This window comes from Micromonospora sp. WMMD1155 (assembly GCF_029581275.1).
In the GTDB taxonomy this organism is placed as follows: domain Bacteria; phylum Actinomycetota; class Actinomycetes; order Mycobacteriales; family Micromonosporaceae; genus Micromonospora.
The window spans coordinates 5,550,777-5,571,775 of the sequence record NZ_CP120742.1 but is presented as its reverse complement, the minus strand read 5'-3'; the positions used below and the strand labels follow the sequence as shown (position 1 = coordinate 5,571,775).

Sequence of the window (20,999 nt, the reverse complement as noted above, 5' to 3'; positions counted from 1 at the left end):
GTCATGATCCGCGCAACTGCCCGGATACTGCTGCCTCCGACGTGCGGGAGGCAGCAACAACCCTGATATTGCGCGGATCTTGGCGACGAGCGCTCGGCGCGGCGTCAGCTAGAGTCTCGCCGTGCTCGCCTGGCTCGTCGACCACCTTCCACTTCGGCTGTGGAGTCCCGGCAACCTGCGCATAGGCGGTCGCCTGCACTTCTGCGTAGGGGATTCATTCGAGCGGACGATTGAGTGGAACGGCACGCATCTCTTCGGTGGTCGACCGTTTGGCGCACAGGCCGTCTTCGACCGCTTCGGATCAGCGGGTTGAGAGCGGACCGGAGCGGATGTGGACCCCCGGTGGGCAACCCAATGGCCAGGAGTACGCGACAACATGCCCGGCGGCACGTCACCCAGGCCCCGAGACCGATCTGTCACGGACTTCTTGCGACGTGAGGTTATTCGGCTTCGATGCCGGCGGCCCGCAAGATCTGCCGGACCCGCTCGCGGGAGTACCCCGTCCGTCTGACCAGATCCACCTGCCGCGCCCCGGCCCGATATTCCGCCGCCATGGCCTGGTGAAGTTCGGCGCGGGCCTGCTCGACCCGGGCGCGGGCATCGGCCTTGATCTGCCGGGCGGCCAGCACGGCCTGTTCTTCCGCCTGGGGTAGCGCATCCTCGGCGGCCTTCAGTCTGCGCATAGCCCCATCGAGATCCACTTGGCCATCTTGACTGCGGGGTTCACCACCGCCACAGCCCCGATGACACGGGACGTGGAGCGCCGGTGCGGGTTCGTGCACGTCTTCCCCACCGGAGCGTTGGCGGCGCAGGACCAGCACCCTCGGTGGTGTGGCCGCGACGGGTGCGACCGGCGCGGGGAACACCGGTCGAACGTCTCGAACGTGGACACCAACCGGCCCGAAGCGTCCATCATCACTGTGGCGTTGGTGCAGACGACCGATGCGGTGACCGAAGCCATGGTGGTGTTGAGTGCGACCGACGGCGTGGCGTCTGACCGGGTGGTGATGTCCATCGGCCAGGACCGCGGCCGGCGCTACCGACTCGGCGGCCTCCTCGACGCGGCAGGACAGGCCCTAAGCCACACCTGTCGTGCTCGGACTGTCCGTCACCGGTCGCCAGGACCGCAGCCACGGACAGTCCGAGCATGTCTCAGCCCTCGTCGGCGCCGTCGAGCAGCGCCCGCCGCAACGCCAGCCGGTGCTCGCGGCGGATCTCCGCTTCCCGGTAGCGACGACGGTCCCCGTCGGTCTCGGGTAGCAGCGGCGGCACTGTCCTCGGCTGTCCGTCGTCGTCGATGGCGACCATGACCAGGTGGGCGGTGGCCACGTCGGTGGGCGGAACGGCCCGGTCCCACCGGTCGGCGGTGACCTTGACCGCGACCTCCATCGAGCTGCGTCCGGCCCAGGTGATCCGGGCGTCGACGTGCACGACGTCGCCGACCCGCACCGCGCGCAGGAACGCCGTCTCGTCGATCGCGGCGGTCACCGCCGGGCCGTCGGAGTGGCGGGCGGCGACCACCCCGGCGACCGAGTCGATGAGGTTGAGGATCCGGCCGCCGTGCACCGTACCCATCAGGTTGGTGTGGTGCTGGTCCATGATCTGCGACAGGGTCAGGTGCGACGCCGACGGCGCTCGGCCGGCGATCGTGGCGGTGTCGTGCACAGCGGTAGTCCGTCCCTCGGGAAACCACACCACCGGTACGCGGACACGCAGACGAGGACCCGCCGACAAACGGCAGGTCACCCGCTCAGCCCACCCGCGAGGCCGACGGCGGCGCACACGGTCGTGTACGCAGCGCAGGCAGGTCTTCGGACTCGCGGGCCGGACCGGTCGTGCCGGTCTCCTACCGGCCGTCGCTTCCCAGGCCGGCGGCCCAGTGCTGTTGACGGCGTTCGTTCCCACTCACCGCTGCGGGGCAGCCCCGGACTTTCACCGGGTTCCCTCTTACGACGCCCCGACGGTCACGACGGGGCGAACCAGCGCCGCCCGCAGCATAGCTGGCCAGGCAAGTCGCGGCACCGGGGGCGCGGCGCGGAGGCAGCGCCGGGGCTTCGTCGCTTTTGCCATGTGAGGAAAAAGATCGCCAGCTCTTGAAAAAAGCCTCACTCGGGTCAGGATATTCAGATGCGTCGTCTCCCTCAGACTCCGGGGCGGGTGCTCTCGGGCGTCCTCGCGCTCCTCCTCGCCTCGGCGGTCGCTCTCCTCGCGTCCGCCCGACCCGCCTCGGCTCACGGGACTCTCGCCATGTCCACGCCGGCGAGTGGGGCCACGGTGAGCGAGCCGTTGACGGCGGTGCAGCTCTTCTTCACCGAGAAGGCCGCGCCCAACGCGTTCTTCACGGTCACCGCCCCGGGCGGCGTCCGGGTCGACAACGGCTGGTCGTACGGGGAGCCGAAGCCGTTGGACCAGCCGGTGCGGGAGTACTTCCTGGTCAACGGGCAGTTCGAGCCACGGGAGTACACGACCGGGTTCCCCGCGATGGTGGCCGTCACCCACCTGCCGGCCAAGGGCCAGTACTCGGTGAGCTACCTGTCGGTCGCCTCGGACGGCGACACCGTGCGGGGGACGCTCACGTTCCGCTACAACGGGCGGGTGACCGCGGCACCCAAGGGGTGGAGCCCGCCGACGACCCAGCCCGACCCGGCGTTGGTGGCCGCCACCGAGCAGCATGGGTCGTCCGGGCAGGCGTCGGCGGTGCCGACCACCTCGGCCCAGCCGGTGATCCCGCCGTCCGGGGCTGCGGCGGCCCCGCCGACCGAATCAGCCGACGAGAGCGGCTCCGGAGCGCTGGCCTGGGCCGGTTGGGCGGCGGCGATCGCGGCGGCCGTCGCGGCGGCCGGTTTCGTCGTCTGGCGTCGTCGGACGGCGTCCACCGGTAGACCCACCGGCCGGGGCCGTACCGCACCGGGAACGTCCGGTCGACGCGGCGGCGGTGCTCGTACCACGAACCGGCCGTCGGCCGGCAAGACCAGCGGGACCAGGGCCGCCGCCGGAAAGACAGCCGCTGCCAAGTCCTCCGCCGGCAGGACGGCCGGCGCGGTGAGCGGTGTCGGTACGAAGCCCACGGGTGGTAAACGGCGACCGGCCACCGTGCCGGCGGCGCGGACGGGCGACGCGGTCGTCACAGCCCGCACGGGCGTCGCCGTCGACCCGACGCCCGCCGACCAGAAGGCGAAGATTCTCACCTCCACCGACCAGGAGGCGAAGGCCCCCTCCACCACCCACCAGGAGGCGAAGGCCCCCTCCACCACCGACCAGAGGGCGACGGTCGCCGCAAGCACCGACGAGGCGTCGACAGTCGAGGCCGGTTCCCGGCCGGGCCCGGACCTCGTCGCCGCGGCACCCGGGTCCCGGTTGAGCAACGGCCATCTGGCGCTGCTCGTCGGCGGGTTGGTGGTCGCCCTGCTGGCCGGGTTCGGGCTGGCCCGCATCGGCACCGGCGACCAGAGCCCCGCCGGCAACGCCCGGAAGCCGGCGGGCGGCCCGCCCGCCTCCGGGCAGGCGGTGTCCGCGACCGACGGCCACCAACACCCGGCGGGCACCGGCCCGCACACGCACCGGGGTGACGGCGCGACGGGCGAGACGCTGGCGACCGGGACGACGGTCAGCGCCGGTGGCTACACCCTGCAACCGCTGGAGCGGTCCCAACCCGCCGGGGTACGCGCCGACTACCGCTTCCGGATCGTCGGGACCGACCGGCAGCCGGCGACCCGCTTCGCGGTCGTCCACGACAAGCCGTTGCACATGATCGTGGTGGGCCGCGACCTGACCGGTTACCAGCACGTACACCCGACGATGGCCGCCGACGGCACCTGGAGTGTCCCCCTGACGCTGGCCCGACCGGGCGGTTATCGCGTCTACGCCGACTTCTCGGTGACCGCGCCCAACGGCGCGCAGGTGCCTCTCGTGCTGGGCGTCGACCACACCGTGCCCGGGGCGCACACCCCCGCCGCGCTGCCGCCTGCGCAGGCACAGGCGACGGCCGGGCCGTACGCGGTGTCGATGAGCGGCACCCCGACGGTGGGGGTGACGGCGCCGATGCAGTTCCAGGTCCAGCGCACCGACGCGGCCGCGCCCGTGCAGTTGGAGCGTTACCTGGGCGCGTACGGGCACCTGGTCGTCGTCCGCGAGGGCGACCTCGGCTACGTGCACGTCCACCCGGAGCAGGAGCTGGTCGACGGGACGGTCCAGTTCTGGCTGACCGCGCCCAGCTCGGGCCGGTACCGGGCCTTCTTCGACTTCCAGGCCGAGGGGAAGGTGCACACCGCCGAGTACACGATCAACGTGCCCTGAGCCCGGAACTTTCTCCCTGCTGCGGCCGACCATTCAGCCAGCAGCAACCATCGGAGGAAGAACACATGCTCAGCACCAGCCCGCTCGGTCGCGCCGCCGCTCGGCCGCCGTCCTCGCCGCCGCGATCCTGGCGGTCGGCACCGCCGGATGCGGATCGTCCGACTCCCCGTCGACCGGGCAGGCGAACCCGTCCGCCTCGACCTCGGCCGACCCGGACGCCGGGGTGCTCGGCATCCGTGACCCGTGGGTGAAGGCGGCCGACAAGGGGATGACGGCGGCCTTCGGGACCCTGGTCAACGACGGCGACACGGATGTCACGGTGACCGGGGCCGCGACCTCGGTGTCGCCGATGGAGCTGCACGAGATGACCATGAAGGACGGCAAGATGGTCATGCAGGCCAAGCAGGGCGGCATCGTGATCAAGGCGAAGAGCACGCACGCGTTGGAGCCCGGCGGTGACCACCTGATGCTGATGAACCTCACCAAGCCGGTGCAGGCCGGCGACGAGTTGACGTTCACCCTGACATTCGCAGACGGTAAGACCCAGCAGTTCACCGCGGTGGCCAAACCGTTCACCGGCGCGCAGGAGAGCTACGCCCCCGGGCACGGCCAGCCCATGCCCGGCACGAGCGCCACGCCGGAGATGAGCATGAGCCCGGCATCGTGACCGACACGTCACCCACCCGGCCGGTGAGCAGGCGCGGCCTGCTCACCGGCGGGGCCCTGGCCGCCGGAGGAGCCCTCGCCGGGGGTGCGGCCATCGCCGCTACCCGCACCGACAGCGGGCAGCCACCGGCCGCCGCCGACACCACGCCGGTGGCGAGCGTCGGCGCGCTGGTCGAGCCGTTCCACGGCGTCCGGCAGGCCGGCGTGACCACCGAACCGCAGGCCCACGCGGCGTTCGTCGCATTCACGCTGCGCCCCGGCACGGACCGGGCCGCGCTGGGCCGGTTGCTGCGGCTGCTCACCGACGACGCCGCCCGCCTCACCCAGGGCAAGCCGGCCCTCGCCGACACCGAGGCTGAACTCGGGCTGCTGCCCGCCCGGCTGACCGTGACCTTCGGCTTCGGGTCCGGCCTCTACCGGGCCGGAGGCGTCGACGACCGTAGGCCGGCCTCGGTGGCCGACCTGCCGCCGTTCCGCGTCGATCGGCTCCAACCGGCCTGGACCGGCGGCGACCTGCTGCTGCAGATCTGCGCCGACGACCCGGTCAGCGTCGCCCACGCCCAACGGGTCCTGATCAAGGACAGCCGACCGTTCGCCACCGTCCGGTGGGTGCAGCAGGGCTTCCGGCGCAGCCCCGGCGTCGAGCCGGGCGGCCACACCCAACGCAACCTGTTCGGTCAGCTCGACGGCACCGCCAACCCCCGACCCGGGATGCCGATGGACTCCGCCGTCTGGGTGCCGGACGGGCCCGCGTGGCTGCGCGACAGCACCACACTCGTCGTACGCCGGATCAGCATGAACATGGAGACCTGGGACCTGCTCGGCCGCACCGACCGGGAACTCGCCGTCGGCCGGCGGCTCGACACCGGCGCACCCCTGACCGGCGTCGCCGAGCACGACGAGCCCGACTTCGCCGCGACCGACGAGCACGGTCTCACCGTCATCCCCGACTTCTCCCACCTGACCCGCGCGCACGTCACCGACGACCGGCTGAAAATCCTGCGTCGGCCGTACAACTACGACGGTGTGCCGACCACCGAGGGCCACGCGGACAGCGGTTTGGTCTTCACGTCGTACCAGGCGGACATCGCCCGGCAGTTCCTGCCGATCCAGCGTCGGCTGGCCGAGCGGGACCTGCTCAACGAGTGGACCACGCCGATCGGGTCGGCGGTCTTCGCCATCCCTCCCGGCTGCCGACCGGGCGGGTGGATCGGCGAGCAGGTGCTCGGATGAGCCCGCGACTCGGCGCGACGGTGCTCGCCGTCCTCGTCGCGTTGCTCGTCCCGGCCGCCCCGGCCTGGGCCCACAACTCGCTGCGGGCGGCCACGCCGGTGCAGCAGTCGACGGTGACCAGCGCACCGACGGAGATCGTGCTCGAATTCATGTCTCGGCTCGACCCCACGTTCACCACCATCGTGCTCACCGACGCCGCCAAGCGGAAGGTCGTCACCGGCGAGCCGGTGGTCGCCGGGGCGAAGAGCACGGTCCAGGTGACCGACACCCTGCCGAACGGGACGTACACGGTGGCCTACCGGGTCGTCTCCGCCGACGGGCACCCGGTGCAGGGGTCGTACCCGTTCACCGTCGCCGACCCCACGTCCAGCGCCGCGCCGGTCGTCGAGCCCGCCGTGTCGACCACACCGTCCACCGCCGCGGCGGTTCGACCCGACGGGGGCCCGAATGGTGGCGTACTCGTCGCGGGTGTGGCACTCGTCGCGGTGGCGGCGGCGCTGCTGTGGCGGCGGGCGGCCCGCCGCCGATCGGATTCGCTGACGCCCTGAGCATCAGTGGGAACCAATCGCTCCCGCTGTCCGACTACCACGTCAGGGCCGGAACCGATGCGACACCACCACCGGGCGACCACGTCAGTACGGGAGACACCCCCAGGGGTTTCTCTCGACTATCCCGATCGGATCACCATGTCTCTCACCGAGTTGTCCGGCGCGGCGACGCCGGAGCCCTCCACCAGCGCCGAAACCCCGGCCCGACCGCTCCGGCGCACGTCGCCGTTCGGGGCGCTGCTGCTGCGGCTGCACTTCTACGCCGGCATCCTCGTCGCGCCCTTCCTGGTGACCGCCGCCCTGACCGGACTGGCGTTCACCATCACCCCGCAACTCGACCAGTTCCTCTACGGCGACCAGTTGACGGTCGCGCAGGTGGGTGACCGTCCCGTCTCCCTGGCCGAGCAGGTCGGGGCCGCCCGCAACGCCCATCCCGAGGGCAGCATCACCGCCGTACAGCCCGGCGAGGGCGACCAGACCACCCGGGTGACGTTCTCCCTGCCGGAACTCGGCGAGAACCAGCACACCGTCTACATCAACCCGTACACCGCCGAGTCGCAGGGGCAGCTCACCACCTGGTTCGGCTCCACCCCCGCCACCACCTGGCTCGACGACCTGCACCGCCACCTGCACCTCGGCGCGGTGGGCGAGCACTACTCCGAGCTGGCCGCGAGCTGGCTCTGGGTGCTCGCCCTCGGCGGGGTGGTCCTGTGGTGGCGTCGCCGCAGCGCCGCCCGCGCCACCGCCCGCCACCTGCTCGTGCCGGACCTGTCCGCCGGCAAGGGTGTACGGCGCACCCGGGGATGGCACGCCACGACCGGCATCTGGCTCACCGTCGGCCTGCTCTTCCTCTCCGCGACCGGGCTGACCTGGTCCCGCTACGCCGGGGCGAACTTCAGCGCGGGCCTCGACGCGCTCGAGGCGCGTACCCCGGTCATCTCCACCAGCCTCGACGGCGCACCGCCCGCCACCGGGGGCGGCCACCACGGCTCCCCGGGCGGCGGCGGGTTGGTCGAGTCGGCGGCCTTCGACCGGGTGGTGACGGCCGCGCGGGGCGCCGGTCTCGACGGTCCGGTCGAGATCGCCCCGGCCGCCGAGCCCGGCTCGGCGTGGACCGTCACCCAGGTCGACAACACCTGGCCGGTCGCGAAGGACCGGGTCGCCGTCGACCCCGCCGGGGGTACGATCACCGCCCGCAGCGACTTCGCCGACTGGCCCCTGCTGGCCAAGCTCAGCGGCCTGGGCATCCAGGCGCACATGGGCATCCTCTTCGGACCGGTCAACCAGATCCTGCTCGCGGCGATCGCCCTCGGGCTGCTCTGCGTCATCGTCTGGGGCTACCGCATGTGGTGGCAGCGGCGTCCCACCCGCACCGACCGACGTGCCCTCGCCGGCACCCCACCGGCCCGTGGTGGCGTCCGTGGTCTGCCGCTCTGGGCACTGCTGATCGGCGTACCGGTGGTGGTGGCGGTCGGCTGGGCACTGCCGTTGTTCGGGCTCACCCTGCTGGCCTTCCTCGTCATCGACGTCGTCGTCGGCGCGGTGTCCCGACGCCGACGACCTGTCGAGGCGCCCACGTCTCCGGCACCCGCCGGTTCCTGATCCACCGGTCCGGCCGCCCGTCCGGCGACGGGCGGCCGGATGCCGTGACCGACCAGGTCGTCAGGACCGGACGGGCGGCCGCGCGAGAACCGGTCACCGCGGTCAGATCACCGTTTGTTTGGTCGCCGGCAGCGCGTCGACCAGGGACTTCTGCACGTTGATCGTGTCGGCGATGACCTCGTGGGGCGTGTTCGCCATCCACTGCATCACCGAGATGTCCTCGAACCGCGGATGCCGGAACATCTCCAGGAACACCAGCGGCTCGTCGCCGGTGTTCTCGATGTAGTGGCCGTAGGCGAAGGGCACGTACCCCACGTCGCCGGCCTGGAAGTCGAACGTCCGGGCGGCGGCCTGCGAGGCGAAGACGCCCATCCGCCCGGTGCCGGAGATGTAGTACTGCCACTCGTCGGTGGTGGGATGCCAGTGCAGCTCGCGCATCCCGCCCGGCTCGACCTCCACCAGGGCGGCGGCGGTGGTCACCGACGCGGCGAAGTTGGTCGAGTCGGTGACCCGGACCGTCCCGCCCCGGAAACGCTGTGGGGTCTGCGCGAGCATCCGGTGCTTGAAGCTTCGCGGGATGTCGCCGGTGGGGCTGACCACCCGGTCCTGTTGCAGCGGCGGCGGCACGTCGCCCTGGAAGATGTACTTCTCCCGCTCGGGCAGGTTCTCCATCTGCTCCGTCGTCCAGCCGAAGTTCTTGGCCAGGACGTGACGGGGCGTGTGGGCGAAGAAGTCACTGAGCAGGAACGTGTTGTTCTCCGAGAACGCGCCGTCGTCGAAGACCAGCAGGAACTGGCAGCCGTCCTCGAGGGCCTGGATGTTGTGCGGGATGCCCTGCGGAAAGAACCACAGGTCGCCCTCCTTCACGTCCTCGATGAAGTTGCGTCCCTCGTGGTCGACGGCGCTGATCCGGCAACTGCCGCTGAGCACGTACGCCCACTCGGACTGCTGATGCCAGTGGATCTCCCGGTACGCGCCCGGCTCCAACCCGAACTGGACGCCGGACAGTTGGGTGGCGATCGGCAGGTCGCGGTTGGTGACCTCACGGGTCCAGCCGCCCTTCTCCACCCGCGTGTGCGCCTGGGAGAACGAGAACTTCAGATTGGGCACCAGCCGGCTGTCCGTGGTCGGTGGCACCAACAGGTCGGGGTTCTGCCGTTCGAGTTCGACGTTGCGGCCCGCGAACGGCGGGGCGCCCTGATCGCCGCGCCGCGGCTGAGGATCGCTGTTCACCATGATCGCTGACTCCCTCACTCGGGTTGATCGGACTGGGCGTGGGAACCGAGTCGTCCCGCCGTCGTAGCCGGGGTGACAGCCCCAGCAGGGCGCGCACCCCGGTCCAGCCGTACTGGGCCGCGATCGCGACCGGAATCGCCGCCGCGGTCGCCACCAGCACCAGACGGGTCCACAGCGGGGCCTGACCACCGGCCCCGGCGAAGAGCACGAACATCAGCAGTACGACGCGGAGCCGGTGCAGGCCGGGACATTCGGTCGAGTGGGCCATACCTTTGATGGTCGGCGGCCGGACGTCGTCGTCGCATCACGTGATCGCGCCATTGCGGCACGCCGAATCCCGGACGCCGTGGGCGAATCAGCGCACTCCCGCCGCTTCGTCGATCTGGGCGCCCGCCCCTGCCGCCGTCGCTAGGCTCGGTCGCAGGACGGCAATTCGACGCGCCGGGTAACAACCGGGGAGAACGCCATTGTCCGGATCACCCTTCGACGCCGGCACGTACCCGGCCGACCACGACGACGCCGAGCGACGACGCCTTCAGGTGTTCGCCACGGCCGATCAGCTGCGACTCGGCGGACGCGGAGCGGCGGCGCTCGACGTCCTGACGGCGGAACTCGCCGGGAACCGGCACGGCGAGCGCCACCGTACCCGTCTGCTCGGTCATCTCACGCGGGCCATGGCGCTGGAGCAGCCCACTGTCGCTCTCGCCGGTCTGCGCGCGGCGCTCGACCGACCGCTGGACGCCCGCAGCCGCAGCACCCTGCTCGCCCTGGTCGCCACGGTCGCCGCCCGGGTGGGCCATCCGGACACCGACGCGATGCTCCGCGACGCGGGGACCGCGCACGCCGCGTCCGGGGACCACTGGTCCGCTCGCCACCTCGCCCTCGGGCGGGCCGCCCGCTCGCTGTCGCACGGCGATCTGCCGGGCGCCCACGCCGTGCTGGCGGCTCTGGACCCGGATTCGCCGGGGGCCCGAGGCGATGCTCCGTCCATCCGGGCCGAACGAATCCTCGTGCAGCTCGGCCTGGGCCGGCACCAGGACGCGTGGACCGCGACCCACCCGACGCCGAACGAATCCGGTTCCCTGTTCAGCAGCGGGCTGATCGCGTTGGACTGCCTGCGGATGGTCGCCGTGGGAGAGCTGCCCGAGGCGGCGGCCCTCGCGGTCACGACGCTCAGCTCCGGCCCGGTGGATCTCAGCCCGCAGGTGCGTGCGCTGTTCGTCGCGGTGATCGGCGAGGTCCGCTACCGCCGTGGTGAGCACGACGACGCCCGCGCCGTCCTCCGCCCGTGCCTCGCGGAGAGCCGCTGGCCCGACAGCGCGCTGTGGACACCCGCCTTCTGCGTCGCCGTCCGCGACAGAAACCTGAGCGTGGCGGCGAACCTGCTCACCCGGGTCGTCGCCGACCTGCACCGGTCGGTGCGGTCGCTCCTGCCCGTGCCGCACTTCGGCCCCCGGCTGGTACGCGCCGCGGTGGCCGCCGGCGACACCCCGGCCTCCCGTCGGGTCACCGAACTGGTCGAGTCGGTAGCCACGCGCACGCCGGTACCGCTGTGGCGCGCACTCGCCGACCAGACCAGAGGGCTGCGCGACAGCGACCCGGACGCACTGCGGGCGGCGGTCGACGGTCTGCGTACCACCGCCGCCTGGCCGGCGCTCGCCGACGCGTTGCTGGACCTGGCGAACAGCCCGGCGGTGCGGGCCGCGCAGGCACGCGACGCCGCGCACGAGGCGGCGGCCCTCTACGCCCGGATCGGGGCTCCGGGCGACCAGGCGACGGCCGACCGCCGGTGCGCCGAGCTCGGCACCACCCCGCGTCACCGGCCGTCGGGTGACGAGGCGGTGCGGACGGGCATCGAGGCGCTCACCCCGGCCGAGGAGCGGGTGGCCGAAATGCTCGCCTCGGGCGCCACGAAGAAGGAGGCGGCCAGAAGCCTCTTCGTCTCCTTCCACACCGTCGACACGCAGCTCCGATCGATCTATCACAAGCTGGGGATCCACAACCGGATGCAGTTGGTACGGGCCTGGGACAGCAGCAGACGGTGATCACCGGCGCGGACCGACCAACATGAAGATCATGTTCATCGGTGCTAACGTCATTGGTCGATGCCTAATCACGTCGTCACACGATCGTCAGGCTCCGCCGGCCGGCACCGCACGCAGAGGTGAGGATGCCTCTCCACTTCGGCCTGCTCGGGCCGCTGACGGTCTCCCGTGACGGCCGGCCGGTCGCCCTCGGCTCGACGAAACAGCAGCTCGTGCTGGCCGCCCTGCTGCTGCGACCGGGTGTGGCGATCTCCGCCAACGAACTGACGGCCATGGTGTGGGGCGGCCAGCCGCCCGCCTCGGCCGCCGCCAACCTACGCGCCTATTTGCGCGGGCTACGCCAGGCGCTCGGCGACGGCACGGGCGTCGACCGCCGGATCCGCACCACGACTGGCGGCTACCTGCTGCGGGTGGAGCCGGGCGAACGCGACCTCGACCGCTTCGACGTCGCGGCGACCCGGGGACGGGCCGCCCTGGCCGCCGGCGACCCGGAGACCGCGCACACCGAGTTGGCCGCCGCGTTGGGAATGTGGCGCGGCCCCGCCCTCGCCGGGCTGCCGTTGCCCCGGCTCCTCGCCGGCCGGGTCGCGCGGATGGAGGAACGTCGGCTGCTCGCCGAGGAGGACCACGCCGCCGCGCGACTCGCGCTCGGCGCGGCAGCCCAGGTGATCCCACGGTTGCGGGCGCTACTCGACCGCCACCCGCTGCGCCAACGCGCCTGGGCCCAGCTCATGACCGGCCTCTACCAGATCGGCGACGTCGCCGGGGCGCTGGCGGCCTTCCAGCAGGCCAGACGGTCGCTGGCCGAGCAGACCGGGATGGACCCCGGCCCTGAGTTGCTGCGGCTGCACGACGACATCCTGCACCACCGACTCGGGCAGCAACCCGCCACGACCGGCCTGGCGGACGAGGCGCAGCCCAGGACGACGGCCCGTCCACAGCAGTTGCCGCTCGCGCTGCCCGGCTTCGTCGGACGCACCGAGGAGCTGGCCGTCCTCGACGCTGCCCTCGGCGTCCGGCCCGAACGGCCGGGGACGGTGGACATCGTCACGATCAGCGGAATGGCCGGCGTGGGCAAGACGACGCTGGCCCTGCACTGGGCCCACCGGGCGGTCGACCGCTTCCCCGACGGGCAGTTGTACGTGAACCTCCGGGGCTACGACGACGCCGACGCGGTGTCCCCCGCCGATGCCCTGGTCGACTTCCTCGACGCGCTCGGCGCACCGATCGGCCGGATCCCGAGCAGCGTCGACGCCAGGGCCGCGCTGTACCGCAGCCTGCTGGCCTCGCGCCGGATGCTCGTCGTGCTCGACAACTCACGAGATGCCGAACAGGTACGCCCGCTGCTGCCCGGCGCGGGCCAGTGCGCGGTCCTGGTGACCAGCCGCGACCAGCTCAGCAGCCTCACCGTGGCCCAGGGCGCCCGACCGGTGACCCTCGAGGTGCTGACGGCAGCCGAGTCGACGAGGCTGCTGCGCAGCCGGCTGGGTGACGACCGGGTCGCCGCGGAGCCGGAGGCGACCACCGAGATGATCGAGTCCACCGGTCGCCTTCCGCTCGCCCTGTCCATCGTGGCGGCCCGGCTGACCGCTCGGCCCACCTTTCCGATCGAGGCCGTCGCGGCCCAGTTGCGCCCTTCCGAATCCCGGCTGGAGCTGCTGGCCGACGGAGACGTCCGCCGGGTCTTCTCCTGGTCCTACCGGGCGCTGAGCACCGAGGCCGCCCGCCTGCTGCGCCTCCTCGGTCTGCATCCGGGGCCCGACCTCACCGCGGACGCCGCCGCCGTGCTGCTGGGCCGACCCCGGGCGGCGGTCACCCCGCTGCTGCAGGAGCTGACCCGTCTGCACCTGCTGACGGAGCACCTGCCCGAACGGTTCGCGCTGCACGACCTGCTCCGCTCGTACGCCGCCGAGCTGGCGCAGGCGTCCGACCGGGCCGAGGAACGGCAGGCCGCCGCCCGCCGGATGTACGACCACTACCTGCACAGCGCGCACCCCGGCGCCATGCTGCTCCAGCCGACCTGGACACCCATCGACACGGAACCTCCGCTGCCGACCAACGTCCACGTGCCGATGCCCGACCGGGTCGCCGCCGCGGCCTGGTTCCACGCCGAGCACCCGGTGCTGCTGCGGGTGCTGCGCCAGGCCGCGGAGACGGGCTTCGAGCGGTACGCCTGGCAGCTCGCCTGGGCCCTGGCCGCGTACCTCGCGCCCCGGGGCATGTTCCAGGAGCAGCTCGCGGCCCAGCAGGCGGCCCTCGCCGCGGCCCAGCGGAGCGGCGACGCCAACGCGCAGGCGCAGGCCCACCGGATGCTCGCCCGCGCGCTCATGCGGCTCGGCGACCAGGAGGCCGCCGAGCACCACGTCCAACGGGCCCTCGAACTGTACGAGCAGCTCGACGACCTGGACAGCCTCGCGCTGATCCTTCGTCAGTACACCGAGCACTGCACCCAGTACGGCCGGCTGGACGAGGCGCTCAAGCACAGTGTCGAGGCGCTGCGCGTCTCGCGGCTCGTCGGCAACCGGTACGCCGAGGCCCGCGCGCTCAACGTCAAGGGCTACCTGCACGCGCTGACCGGGGACTACCACCAGGCGGTCGTCGACTGCGCCGAGGCGCTGGCCGAGCAGGAGGCGATCGACGACCGCGTGGGGCAGGCCGCGACGCTGGACAGCCTCGGCTTCGCGTACCACCGGCTCGGCGACCCGGCCCGGGCCGCGGTCTGTTACGAGCAGTCCGTCAAACGTTTCCAGGAATCCGCGAACACATATCACGAGGGGTTGACGTTGATCCGGCTCGGTGAGGCGCGCGAGGCGATGGCCGACCCGCCCGCCGCCGCGCGGGCCTGGCAGCGGGCGATCCGGATCTACGACGACCTGGGCGACCCGGCGGCCGATGAGGTTCGGCAACTGCTGGCCCGCGTCGACCCGGCCTCGTAACCAGCTCCTATGGCGTCCGGGTGGACTGAAGCTGGTCGCGGATCAGCGCCTCGTAATAGCGTCCGTGTGCGATCAACTCCTCGTGGGTGCCCTGTTCCACCAGCCGCCCCTCCTCCATAACCCCGATCAGGTCGGCGTTGAGCACGGTGCTCAACCGGTGTGCGATGACGATCCTGGTGCAGGACAACGCGGACAGGACCTCGTCCACCCGGCGTTCGGTGACCACGTCCAGGTGACTCGTCGCCTCGTCGAGCAGCAGCAGCGGCGGGTTGTGCACCAGGGCACGCGCGAGGGCCAGTCGTTGCCGTTGGCCGCCGGACAGCCCTCCCCCGCCCTCGGTGAGCCGCGTCTCGTACGCCATCGGCATCGCCATGATCTCGTCGTGGATCTGCGCGCGCTCGGCGGCCAGGACCACCTCGTCGTAGGTCGCCGCCGGGTGTCCGAGAGAGATGTTGTCGCGGACCGACCCGGCGAACAGGGCCGGTTCCTGGGTGACCATGCCGCACCAGCGGCGCAGCTCACGGAAGTCGAGGTCCTGCAGGAGCCGCCCGTCGAAGCGGACCTCGCCCTCGGTGGGCACGTACAGCCCGATGAGCGTCTTGGCGAGTGTCGTCTTGCCCGAACCGGTCCGTCCGACCAGCGCGACCTTCGCTCCGGCGGGGATGGTCAGGTCGATGCCGCGCACGGCCCAGTCGGCGTTGGCGCTGTAGCGCATGCCGACGCCGGTCAGCGTCACCTCGCCGGAGATGCGCCCGGGTGGCTCGGACACCGACCGGTCCTGCTCGGCGGCCTCGTCCATGACGTCCCGGATCCGCTCCAGGTGGGTGCCGACCGTCTGGAGTTGCCGGGCCGTGTTGACCAGGCCCATCAGCGGGGTGAGGACGGCCGCGGCGAGTGCGTTGAGCGCCAGCATGGTGCCCAGCGACATCCGACCGCCGACGACCTGGTGGGCGCCGACCCACAGCAGCAGCAGTGGCGACCCCATCCGGAACGCCCCGAGCACCGCCTCCAGGCCGGTCTCCAGCTGACGGCGATGCAGCGAGGCGAACTGCCGGGTCTGGAACAGCCCCGACCAGCGGCCGAGGACCTGCTGCTCGGCGCCCATCGCCTTCACGGTTTCGGCACCGGCCAACACCTCCACCGCGTAGTTCTGCTCCTCGGCCTGCGCGGCGATGTCGCGGTGCGTGCGCTCCCGCATGGCCCGGTACGTCGCCACGATCGCGGCGAGTTGCAGCAGGCCAAGGCCGAGCACCAGCCAGGCGTAGAGCGGGGTGAACGCCAGGAGCATGCCGATGTAGACGACGACGAACAGGCCGTCCAGGACGAGCGACATGGTCTGGCTGGTGACCAGGTCGCGGATGACGGTGTTGCTGGACATCCGCATCAGCAGGTCACCGCTGCTGCGCAGTTGGAAGTACGAGTACGGGAGCGCGAGCAGGTGGTCGAAGAAGCGTCGCATCATGGTGTCGTCCATGCGGGCGTGCAGCACGTTGAGGGCCACGCCCCGGGCGTAGCTGCCCACCGCCTGGGTGCCCAGCAGCAGGACCATCCCCAGCCCGAGGACCGTCAGGGCGTCGACCTGCCCCTTCCCGATCACCGTGTCGACAGCGAACTTGGTGATCAGTGCCGGCAGCAGAACCGCCAGTTGGAGCAGCAGCGAGACGACCAGGACCAGGCCGAGCAGCGGGCGCGAGAAGGTCAGCATGCTGCGCGCGAACCGCAGCGAGGCCAGTTTTCCGGGACCGGGGCGGCGTTCGAACTCCGCACCCGGGGTGAGTTCGATGGCGATACCGGTGAACCCCTCACCGAACTCGTCGCGGCTCAACCGCCGCCGGCCCATCCCGGGGTCCACGACGACGGCACCGCGCCGGTCCCACCGTTCGAGCACCAGGTAGTGCCGGAAGTTCCAGTGCACGATCGCGGGCAACCGCAGCTGCGGCAGGCCGTCGAGGTCGACGCTGACGCCCCGGGCCCGCATGCCCGTCCGGCGGGCGAGTTGGGCCATCTGCAACGCGGTGGCACCGTCGCGACCGATGCCGAGCTGTGCCCGGCACTCGGCGACGGAGGTCCATCGCCGGTAGGCGCTGAAGACCATGGCGAGGCAGGCGGCACCGCACTCGGTGGCGCTCATCTGCAGCATGATCGGCACCCGACGGTGCGGCCGTAGCCAACTGAGCGTCATCTACAGAACCCCCTCAAGGCCCGGCACCAGCTCCAGCAGGGTGGGGTTGGCGACCACGAGACTGAGGCGGCCGAAACTCCGCGACGCGTTCCCGGACAGCAGGACGACGGTCACCGGCCGGGCCACCTCCGCGGGAATGTTCCACCGTCGCGCGGCGGCGTCGTCGACCACGACCTCGGCCCGGACGACCCGCAGTGTCGTCCGGCCGTCCGCCTGGGCCAGGGTGACAGCCGTGCCCTGCGCCGGCTGCGGGTCGAGACGGCCGGCGAACAGGGAGACCAGATACGACCCGTCGGCGCCGATCACGGCGCCCTCGACGGCCTGCGGCACCCGCATGACCGCCGCGAAGCCCAGGCAGACCACCAACAGCGCGGCCAGCGCGACCAGTGGCCGGCGGGAGGACCGGATCGGGCTGCGCGCCGGGCCGTCGTGCAGGCCACCGCGGTAGCTCGTCAACGCCTGCGGACGGTACGGCCAGACCTGCTCCTCAGCCACGCGCCTCACCATCCGCAGTGGAGTACGGGGGCTCGACCAGCAGGATCGACGGCACCCGCTCCGGCAGTGCCAGACGCAGCAGGTTGTAGCCGATGCCGGCGATGCCACTCATCAGGCCGGGAGTCTCCGCGCCGAGCGGCACCCCGCACAACCAGCCGTCCCCGTCGATGTAGTCGAGGATGCTCGCCGCCACCAACTCGGCCTGCCGGGCGGCGTCCTCGTCACCGCGCACCCGGGCGGCCGCCAGCAGTGCCTCGGTGTTGCCGAGGTCGCCGTGGCAGATGCTGTGGTTGCCGGTGCCCGTGATGACCTCGCCGGTCAGACCGAACCGCAGCATGCCGGTGGCGGCGTCGGCCAGGTCGCGGTCGAGCAGCTCGTGGTCGTCGACGTAGTCGGCGAGGTCGGCGCGGGCGAGCGCGATGCCCGGCCCGCCGTGGCACCACGCGACCATCGAGTACCGTTCCGGCGTGGTGTCCCGCAGGTCCAGCCAGCACATGTGCTCCGGGTCGAAGGCGGAACGCTCGTAGCGCAACGCGCCCTCGACCAGCGGCAGGTGGTCCCGGTTGCCGAGCGCCCGGTCGAGCCGGGCCAGGGCCACCGCGATGCCGGACCCCCCGTGCGAGAAACCGGCGAGTGGACGGCTGGGGTTCACCGCGCCCGCCCAACCCATCCCGTCGCCCACCGGCTCGGCGGTGTCCTCGAGGATCCGGGCGAACGTGCGGGCCGCGTCGAGGAGCTGCTCCGACGGCCGCGCGGCGTGCAACGCCAGCAGCGCGAGGATCGCTCCGGCCGCCCCGCTGATCACGTCGTACGCCTCGTCCTGCGGCGCGAGGTGCAACAGGACGGGCACGACGCGTTCGGCGGCGTCCAACAGGTCGTCGCGCTCCCACAGCGCGCCGAGGTGGCTCAGCGCGTACAGCGGCCCGCCCAGCTCGTTGAAGGCGCCGACGGTGAAGTTCTCCAGGGTCTCCGCCGGGGTCTCGTCGAGCAGGTCGATCTGCCGCACCAGCATCCCCGCAGCGACCTCGGCCGCGCCGCGGAAACGCTGCTCGCCGCCGACCTCGCCGAGATAGCCGAGGAACAACGCGATCCCGGACAGCCCGCTGTACAGGTCGATACCGACCGGGCCGAGCTGCCAGATCCGGTCGGCCACCAGGGTGTGCCCGAGCCAGGCGATCGAGTCCTCCCCGGTGTCCGCGGTCAGCAGCAGCCGGTCGCCGGCGGCGCACGCGGCGGCGACGAACCGGTCCACTCCGGCCGGGACGGTGGCCGCGGTCACCTGGTACTCCGACCACTGACCCTGACTCTCGACCCCCATCGTCAGCGCCGCGAGCGAGCTGCGCAGGATCCAGGTCTGCTGTGCCAGGTGGGCGTCGGAGAGAGCCTCGATGCGGTGCCGCGACCGCTCCAGGCCACTGGTGGGCAACACCCCGGCGACGACCGAGCCGTCTCCGGCGACGAAGTCGTGCGAGGCGGGGGTCGTACTGAAGAAGGGAATGTCGCCGCGGCTGAGCTGCGCCTGCTCGGCTGCGGCGATACGCGCCTCGGCGCCGGGCCACTCCTCCTGCAACCACAGGAAGCTGAAGAAGCGCTCCCGGTCCAGCGCGTTGCGCAGCAGGTCCGGGTGGCGGCTCTCCTGCAACAGCTTGCCGTAGGTGCGGGTGGCGCGCAGGATCACGCGTACCTCGTCGCCGGCGAAGGCCGCCACCGGCCCGTCCGGGGCCAGCAGCTCGTCGCGGTGGCGGTGCAGCAGCCGGTAGGTCTGCTCGAACCCGGCGATGATGTCGGCGCTGAAGTCGAGCGTGTGGTGCGCCCCATCGTCCAGGCTGGGCAGGTTCTGCCCGCCGCCCATCTCGATCCGCTTACGGACCAGGCGCATCTCGTCGGTGCCGGACTCCTCCCAGGTGGCGACCGGGGTGGGCGTGAGCTGACCGGCCGAACCGGCCAGGCCGCTGAAGTCGACACCACCGACCCCGTCGTCGTCCTGGTAGATGATGGGCCGGGGCAGGAGACCGACCTCCAGCACCGATTCCCGCATCGTCCGGAACGACTCCGCCGAGACGCCGATCTGCCGGTCCGCCTGCTCGCCCTGCGGGTGGAAGAGCGCTTCGAGGTCGACGAGCATCGGATGCTCACCGGCGGCGATGATGTTCTCCAGGTGGAAGTCCACGGCCGCGAGGCTGTGCAGCAGGGCGAGGTAACCGCCCTGACGGGTGTAGAAGCGGCGCAGCGCCTCGTGGTCGGTGCACGGTCCGGCGCTAACGAACTCCGACCAGCCGTACTCGCCGCGGTCGAGCACCCACATGGTGCGCAACGGCGGCTGCGCGCCGCGCGTGTTGAGCCAGTCGAGCAGTTGCTGGAAGTGGAGCTCGACCTGCAACCCTCGGGGCTTGTAGACGGCCCGGGCACCGTTGGCGAAGCGGACGAACCCGACCGAGCGTCCGCCCCGGTGCGAGTCACCGGCCCCGAACGACACCTCCGCCACGGTGCCGAGCTGCGCCGGGTCGCCCAGCTTGGTCGTCAACGCGGTCGCGTCGGCGACGAGACGTCGGGCGAACTCGACCCGGGCGTCCACCCAGTTGTCGATCAGGATCGTCGCGTCCCGGGCCAGCACCGGGTATTCCATCAGGATCTCGAGGGCGTACTTCGGGTCGTGCAGGCGTCGGGCGAAGTCCTGGAAGCGTTGCTGCGGGGTCTCCCCCTCCAACTGCCCCTGCATCCGCAGGACGTTGAGCTCCAGCACGAGCACCCGACCGACGAGCAGGTTGATCGCGCCGTACGGCGGCTCCGCGAGTTGGTCGGCGAGCAGGTCGGCGTCGACCTGCGGTCCGGGCGTGCCCGCGCAGGCCGCGTGCACCGCCGCGCGCACCCGGCGTACGCCGTCGTCCACCAGCGGGCGCACCAGCTCGACGAACGCGGCGTGCGGATGCGGATCGTGGTCGTGGTCGTGGTCGTGATCGTGATCGTGGTCTCGGTCGTGGTGCTCGACGGCCTCGCCCGGACGGTACTCCCGCCAGGCCCGCTCGATGGTGCGCACGTAGTCCGGGACGTCGTCGAACCTGCTGCGGACCGTCTCCGGCGTCTCGCCGAGCACAGCGGTCAGGGTGGGCTCGTCGAGGTCGAGGGCGCGCAGCCAGCTCTCGAACAGCTCCGTGTCACCGGCGAAGACCGGCTCGTTCTTCCACCGTTCGAGCCGGAGCCGCCCCCGGTCCTCGTCCACCGAGCCCGTCGGCGCCGCGACGCCGAGCCTCTCCGGCAGCGAGTACGCCAGGTACCAGCAGGGGTTCGAAACGTCCACCGGGTCAGGGCCGGGCTGGTGCGACTGCGTCATCGGGGGTGCTCTCTCTCGCGCAGCGGTCGGGTCTGGCGGGGGACGGTGCCCGGACACCTCGGGCGTCCGGGCACCGCCGATGGAGCGGGTGGATCAGGCGGTGCACAGACCGCAGGTCGACTGCGTCTGGCAGGTGCCACAGGTGGTTCCGCCGCACGTCGCGCCGCAGGAACCGCACGGGGTCTCGCGGGCGGTGAAGCCGCCGCAGCAGCCGAGGGTCCAGAGGCCCTCGGTGCGCGCGCCGGCGATGTGCGCGAGGACGTCGTCGCCGAGCTCGACCACGCCGCACGGGTGCTCCGGCAGCGCCGCCAACTGCTCGGCGGAGAGGCTCGCCCGGTACTCGGGGTCCTTCCAGGCTTGCACGATGTTCATGAAGGGCTCTCCTCAGGGGATTGGGGATGCACTGGCGAGAGGACACAGGTGTGGAGG

At 71.9% G+C, this 20,999-nt stretch carries 15 protein-coding genes and 1 riboswitch; of the genes, 7 read left to right on the top strand and 8 right to left on the bottom strand.

Annotated features, from left to right (window positions below; genetic code table 11):
• Positions 1–440: 440 nt before the first annotated feature.
• Both O7617_RS25560 and O7617_RS25555 read right to left on the bottom strand, forming a co-directional pair.
• The gene (locus O7617_RS25560; RefSeq protein WP_282258669.1) at positions 441–701 is read right to left on the bottom strand and encodes a hypothetical protein; all 261 of its coding nucleotides are present in this window, start codon (positions 699–701) and stop codon (positions 441–443) included.
• 451 nt (positions 702–1,152) lie between these two features.
• Entirely contained in the window at positions 1,153–1,665 is a 513-nt protein-coding gene (locus O7617_RS25555; protein WP_282258668.1) for an acyl-CoA thioesterase, read from the bottom strand.
• Between the two features lie 119 nt (positions 1,666–1,784).
• Positions 1,785–1,999: riboswitch (cobalamin riboswitch) on the bottom strand.
• A 128-nt stretch (positions 2,000–2,127) separates the two neighbouring features.
• Between O7617_RS25555 and O7617_RS25550 the strand changes: the two genes are divergently transcribed.
• From O7617_RS25550 to O7617_RS25530, 5 genes are all read left to right on the top strand, one after another.
• On the top strand, positions 2,128–4,296 hold the full coding sequence (locus O7617_RS25550) for a copper resistance protein CopC (protein ID WP_282258667.1): 2,169 nt from the start codon (positions 2,128–2,130) through the stop codon (positions 4,294–4,296).
• Positions 4,297–4,420: 124 nt separating this feature from the next.
• Positions 4,421–4,963, top strand: coding sequence for a copper chaperone PCu(A)C (locus O7617_RS25545; protein ID WP_282264870.1), 543 nt, complete (start codon positions 4,421–4,423; stop codon positions 4,961–4,963).
• Positions 4,960–6,195 carry a Dyp-type peroxidase gene (locus tag O7617_RS25540; protein WP_282258666.1) on the top strand — a complete coding sequence of 412 codons (1,236 nt, stop codon included), beginning with the start codon at positions 4,960–4,962 and terminating at the stop codon, positions 6,193–6,195. Before O7617_RS25545 ends, O7617_RS25540 begins: the two co-directional genes overlap by 4 nt.
• Positions 6,192–6,743, top strand: coding sequence for a copper resistance CopC family protein (locus O7617_RS25535; RefSeq protein ID WP_282258665.1), 552 nt, complete (start codon positions 6,192–6,194; stop codon positions 6,741–6,743). The genes O7617_RS25540 and O7617_RS25535 overlap by 4 nt, the downstream gene beginning before the upstream one ends.
• A 138-nt stretch (positions 6,744–6,881) precedes the next feature.
• The gene (locus O7617_RS25530; RefSeq protein WP_282258664.1) at positions 6,882–8,345 is read left to right on the top strand and encodes a PepSY domain-containing protein; all 1,464 of its coding nucleotides are present in this window, start codon (positions 6,882–6,884) and stop codon (positions 8,343–8,345) included.
• A 102-nt stretch (positions 8,346–8,447) separates the two neighbouring features.
• Here the strand turns inward: O7617_RS25530 and O7617_RS25525 are convergent, their stop codons facing one another.
• Together O7617_RS25525 and O7617_RS25520 are read right to left on the bottom strand one after the other, a co-directional pair.
• On the bottom strand, positions 8,448–9,581 hold the full coding sequence (locus O7617_RS25525) for an oxalate decarboxylase family bicupin (RefSeq protein WP_282258663.1): 1,134 nt from the start codon (positions 9,579–9,581) through the stop codon (positions 8,448–8,450).
• Between the two features lie 476 nt (positions 9,582–10,057).
• Positions 10,058–10,243, bottom strand: a complete 186-nt coding sequence (locus tag O7617_RS25520; protein ID WP_282258662.1) for a hypothetical protein — start codon at positions 10,241–10,243, stop codon at positions 10,058–10,060.
• 12 nt (positions 10,244–10,255) lie between these two features.
• On the opposite strand from O7617_RS25520, the gene O7617_RS25515 reads away from it, so the two are divergent.
• Entirely contained in the window at positions 10,256–11,626 is a 1,371-nt protein-coding gene (locus O7617_RS25515; RefSeq protein WP_282258661.1) for a helix-turn-helix transcriptional regulator, read from the top strand.
• A gap of 125 nt (positions 11,627–11,751) precedes the next feature.
• Positions 11,752–14,562: a BTAD domain-containing putative transcriptional regulator gene (locus O7617_RS25510; protein WP_282258660.1), complete on the top strand. Its 2,811-nt coding sequence runs from the start codon at positions 11,752–11,754 to the stop codon at positions 14,560–14,562.
• Between the two features lie 7 nt (positions 14,563–14,569).
• Here O7617_RS25510 and O7617_RS25505 read toward each other — a convergent pair whose 3' ends face one another.
• The 4 genes from O7617_RS25505 to O7617_RS25490 all read right to left on the bottom strand — a co-directional run bounded on the left by O7617_RS25505 (position 14,570) and on the right by O7617_RS25490 (position 20,942).
• The gene (locus tag O7617_RS25505) at positions 14,570–16,744 is read right to left on the bottom strand and encodes a peptidase domain-containing ABC transporter (RefSeq protein WP_282258659.1); all 2,175 of its coding nucleotides are present in this window, start codon (positions 16,742–16,744) and stop codon (positions 14,570–14,572) included.
• Entirely contained in the window at positions 16,745–17,239 is a 495-nt protein-coding gene (locus O7617_RS25500) for a hypothetical protein (protein ID WP_282258658.1), read from the bottom strand. It lies immediately after the preceding gene.
• Complete coding sequence (locus tag O7617_RS25495; protein WP_282258657.1) at positions 17,232–20,570, bottom strand: type 2 lanthipeptide synthetase LanM family protein; 3,339 nt, start codon at positions 20,568–20,570, stop codon at positions 17,232–17,234. Before O7617_RS25495 ends, O7617_RS25500 begins: the two co-directional genes overlap by 8 nt.
• Before the next feature lie 93 nt (positions 20,571–20,663).
• Positions 20,664–20,942, bottom strand: a complete 279-nt coding sequence (locus tag O7617_RS25490; RefSeq protein ID WP_091399738.1) for a mersacidin/lichenicidin family type 2 lantibiotic — start codon at positions 20,940–20,942, stop codon at positions 20,664–20,666.
• Between the last annotated feature and the right edge of the window lie 57 nt (positions 20,943–20,999).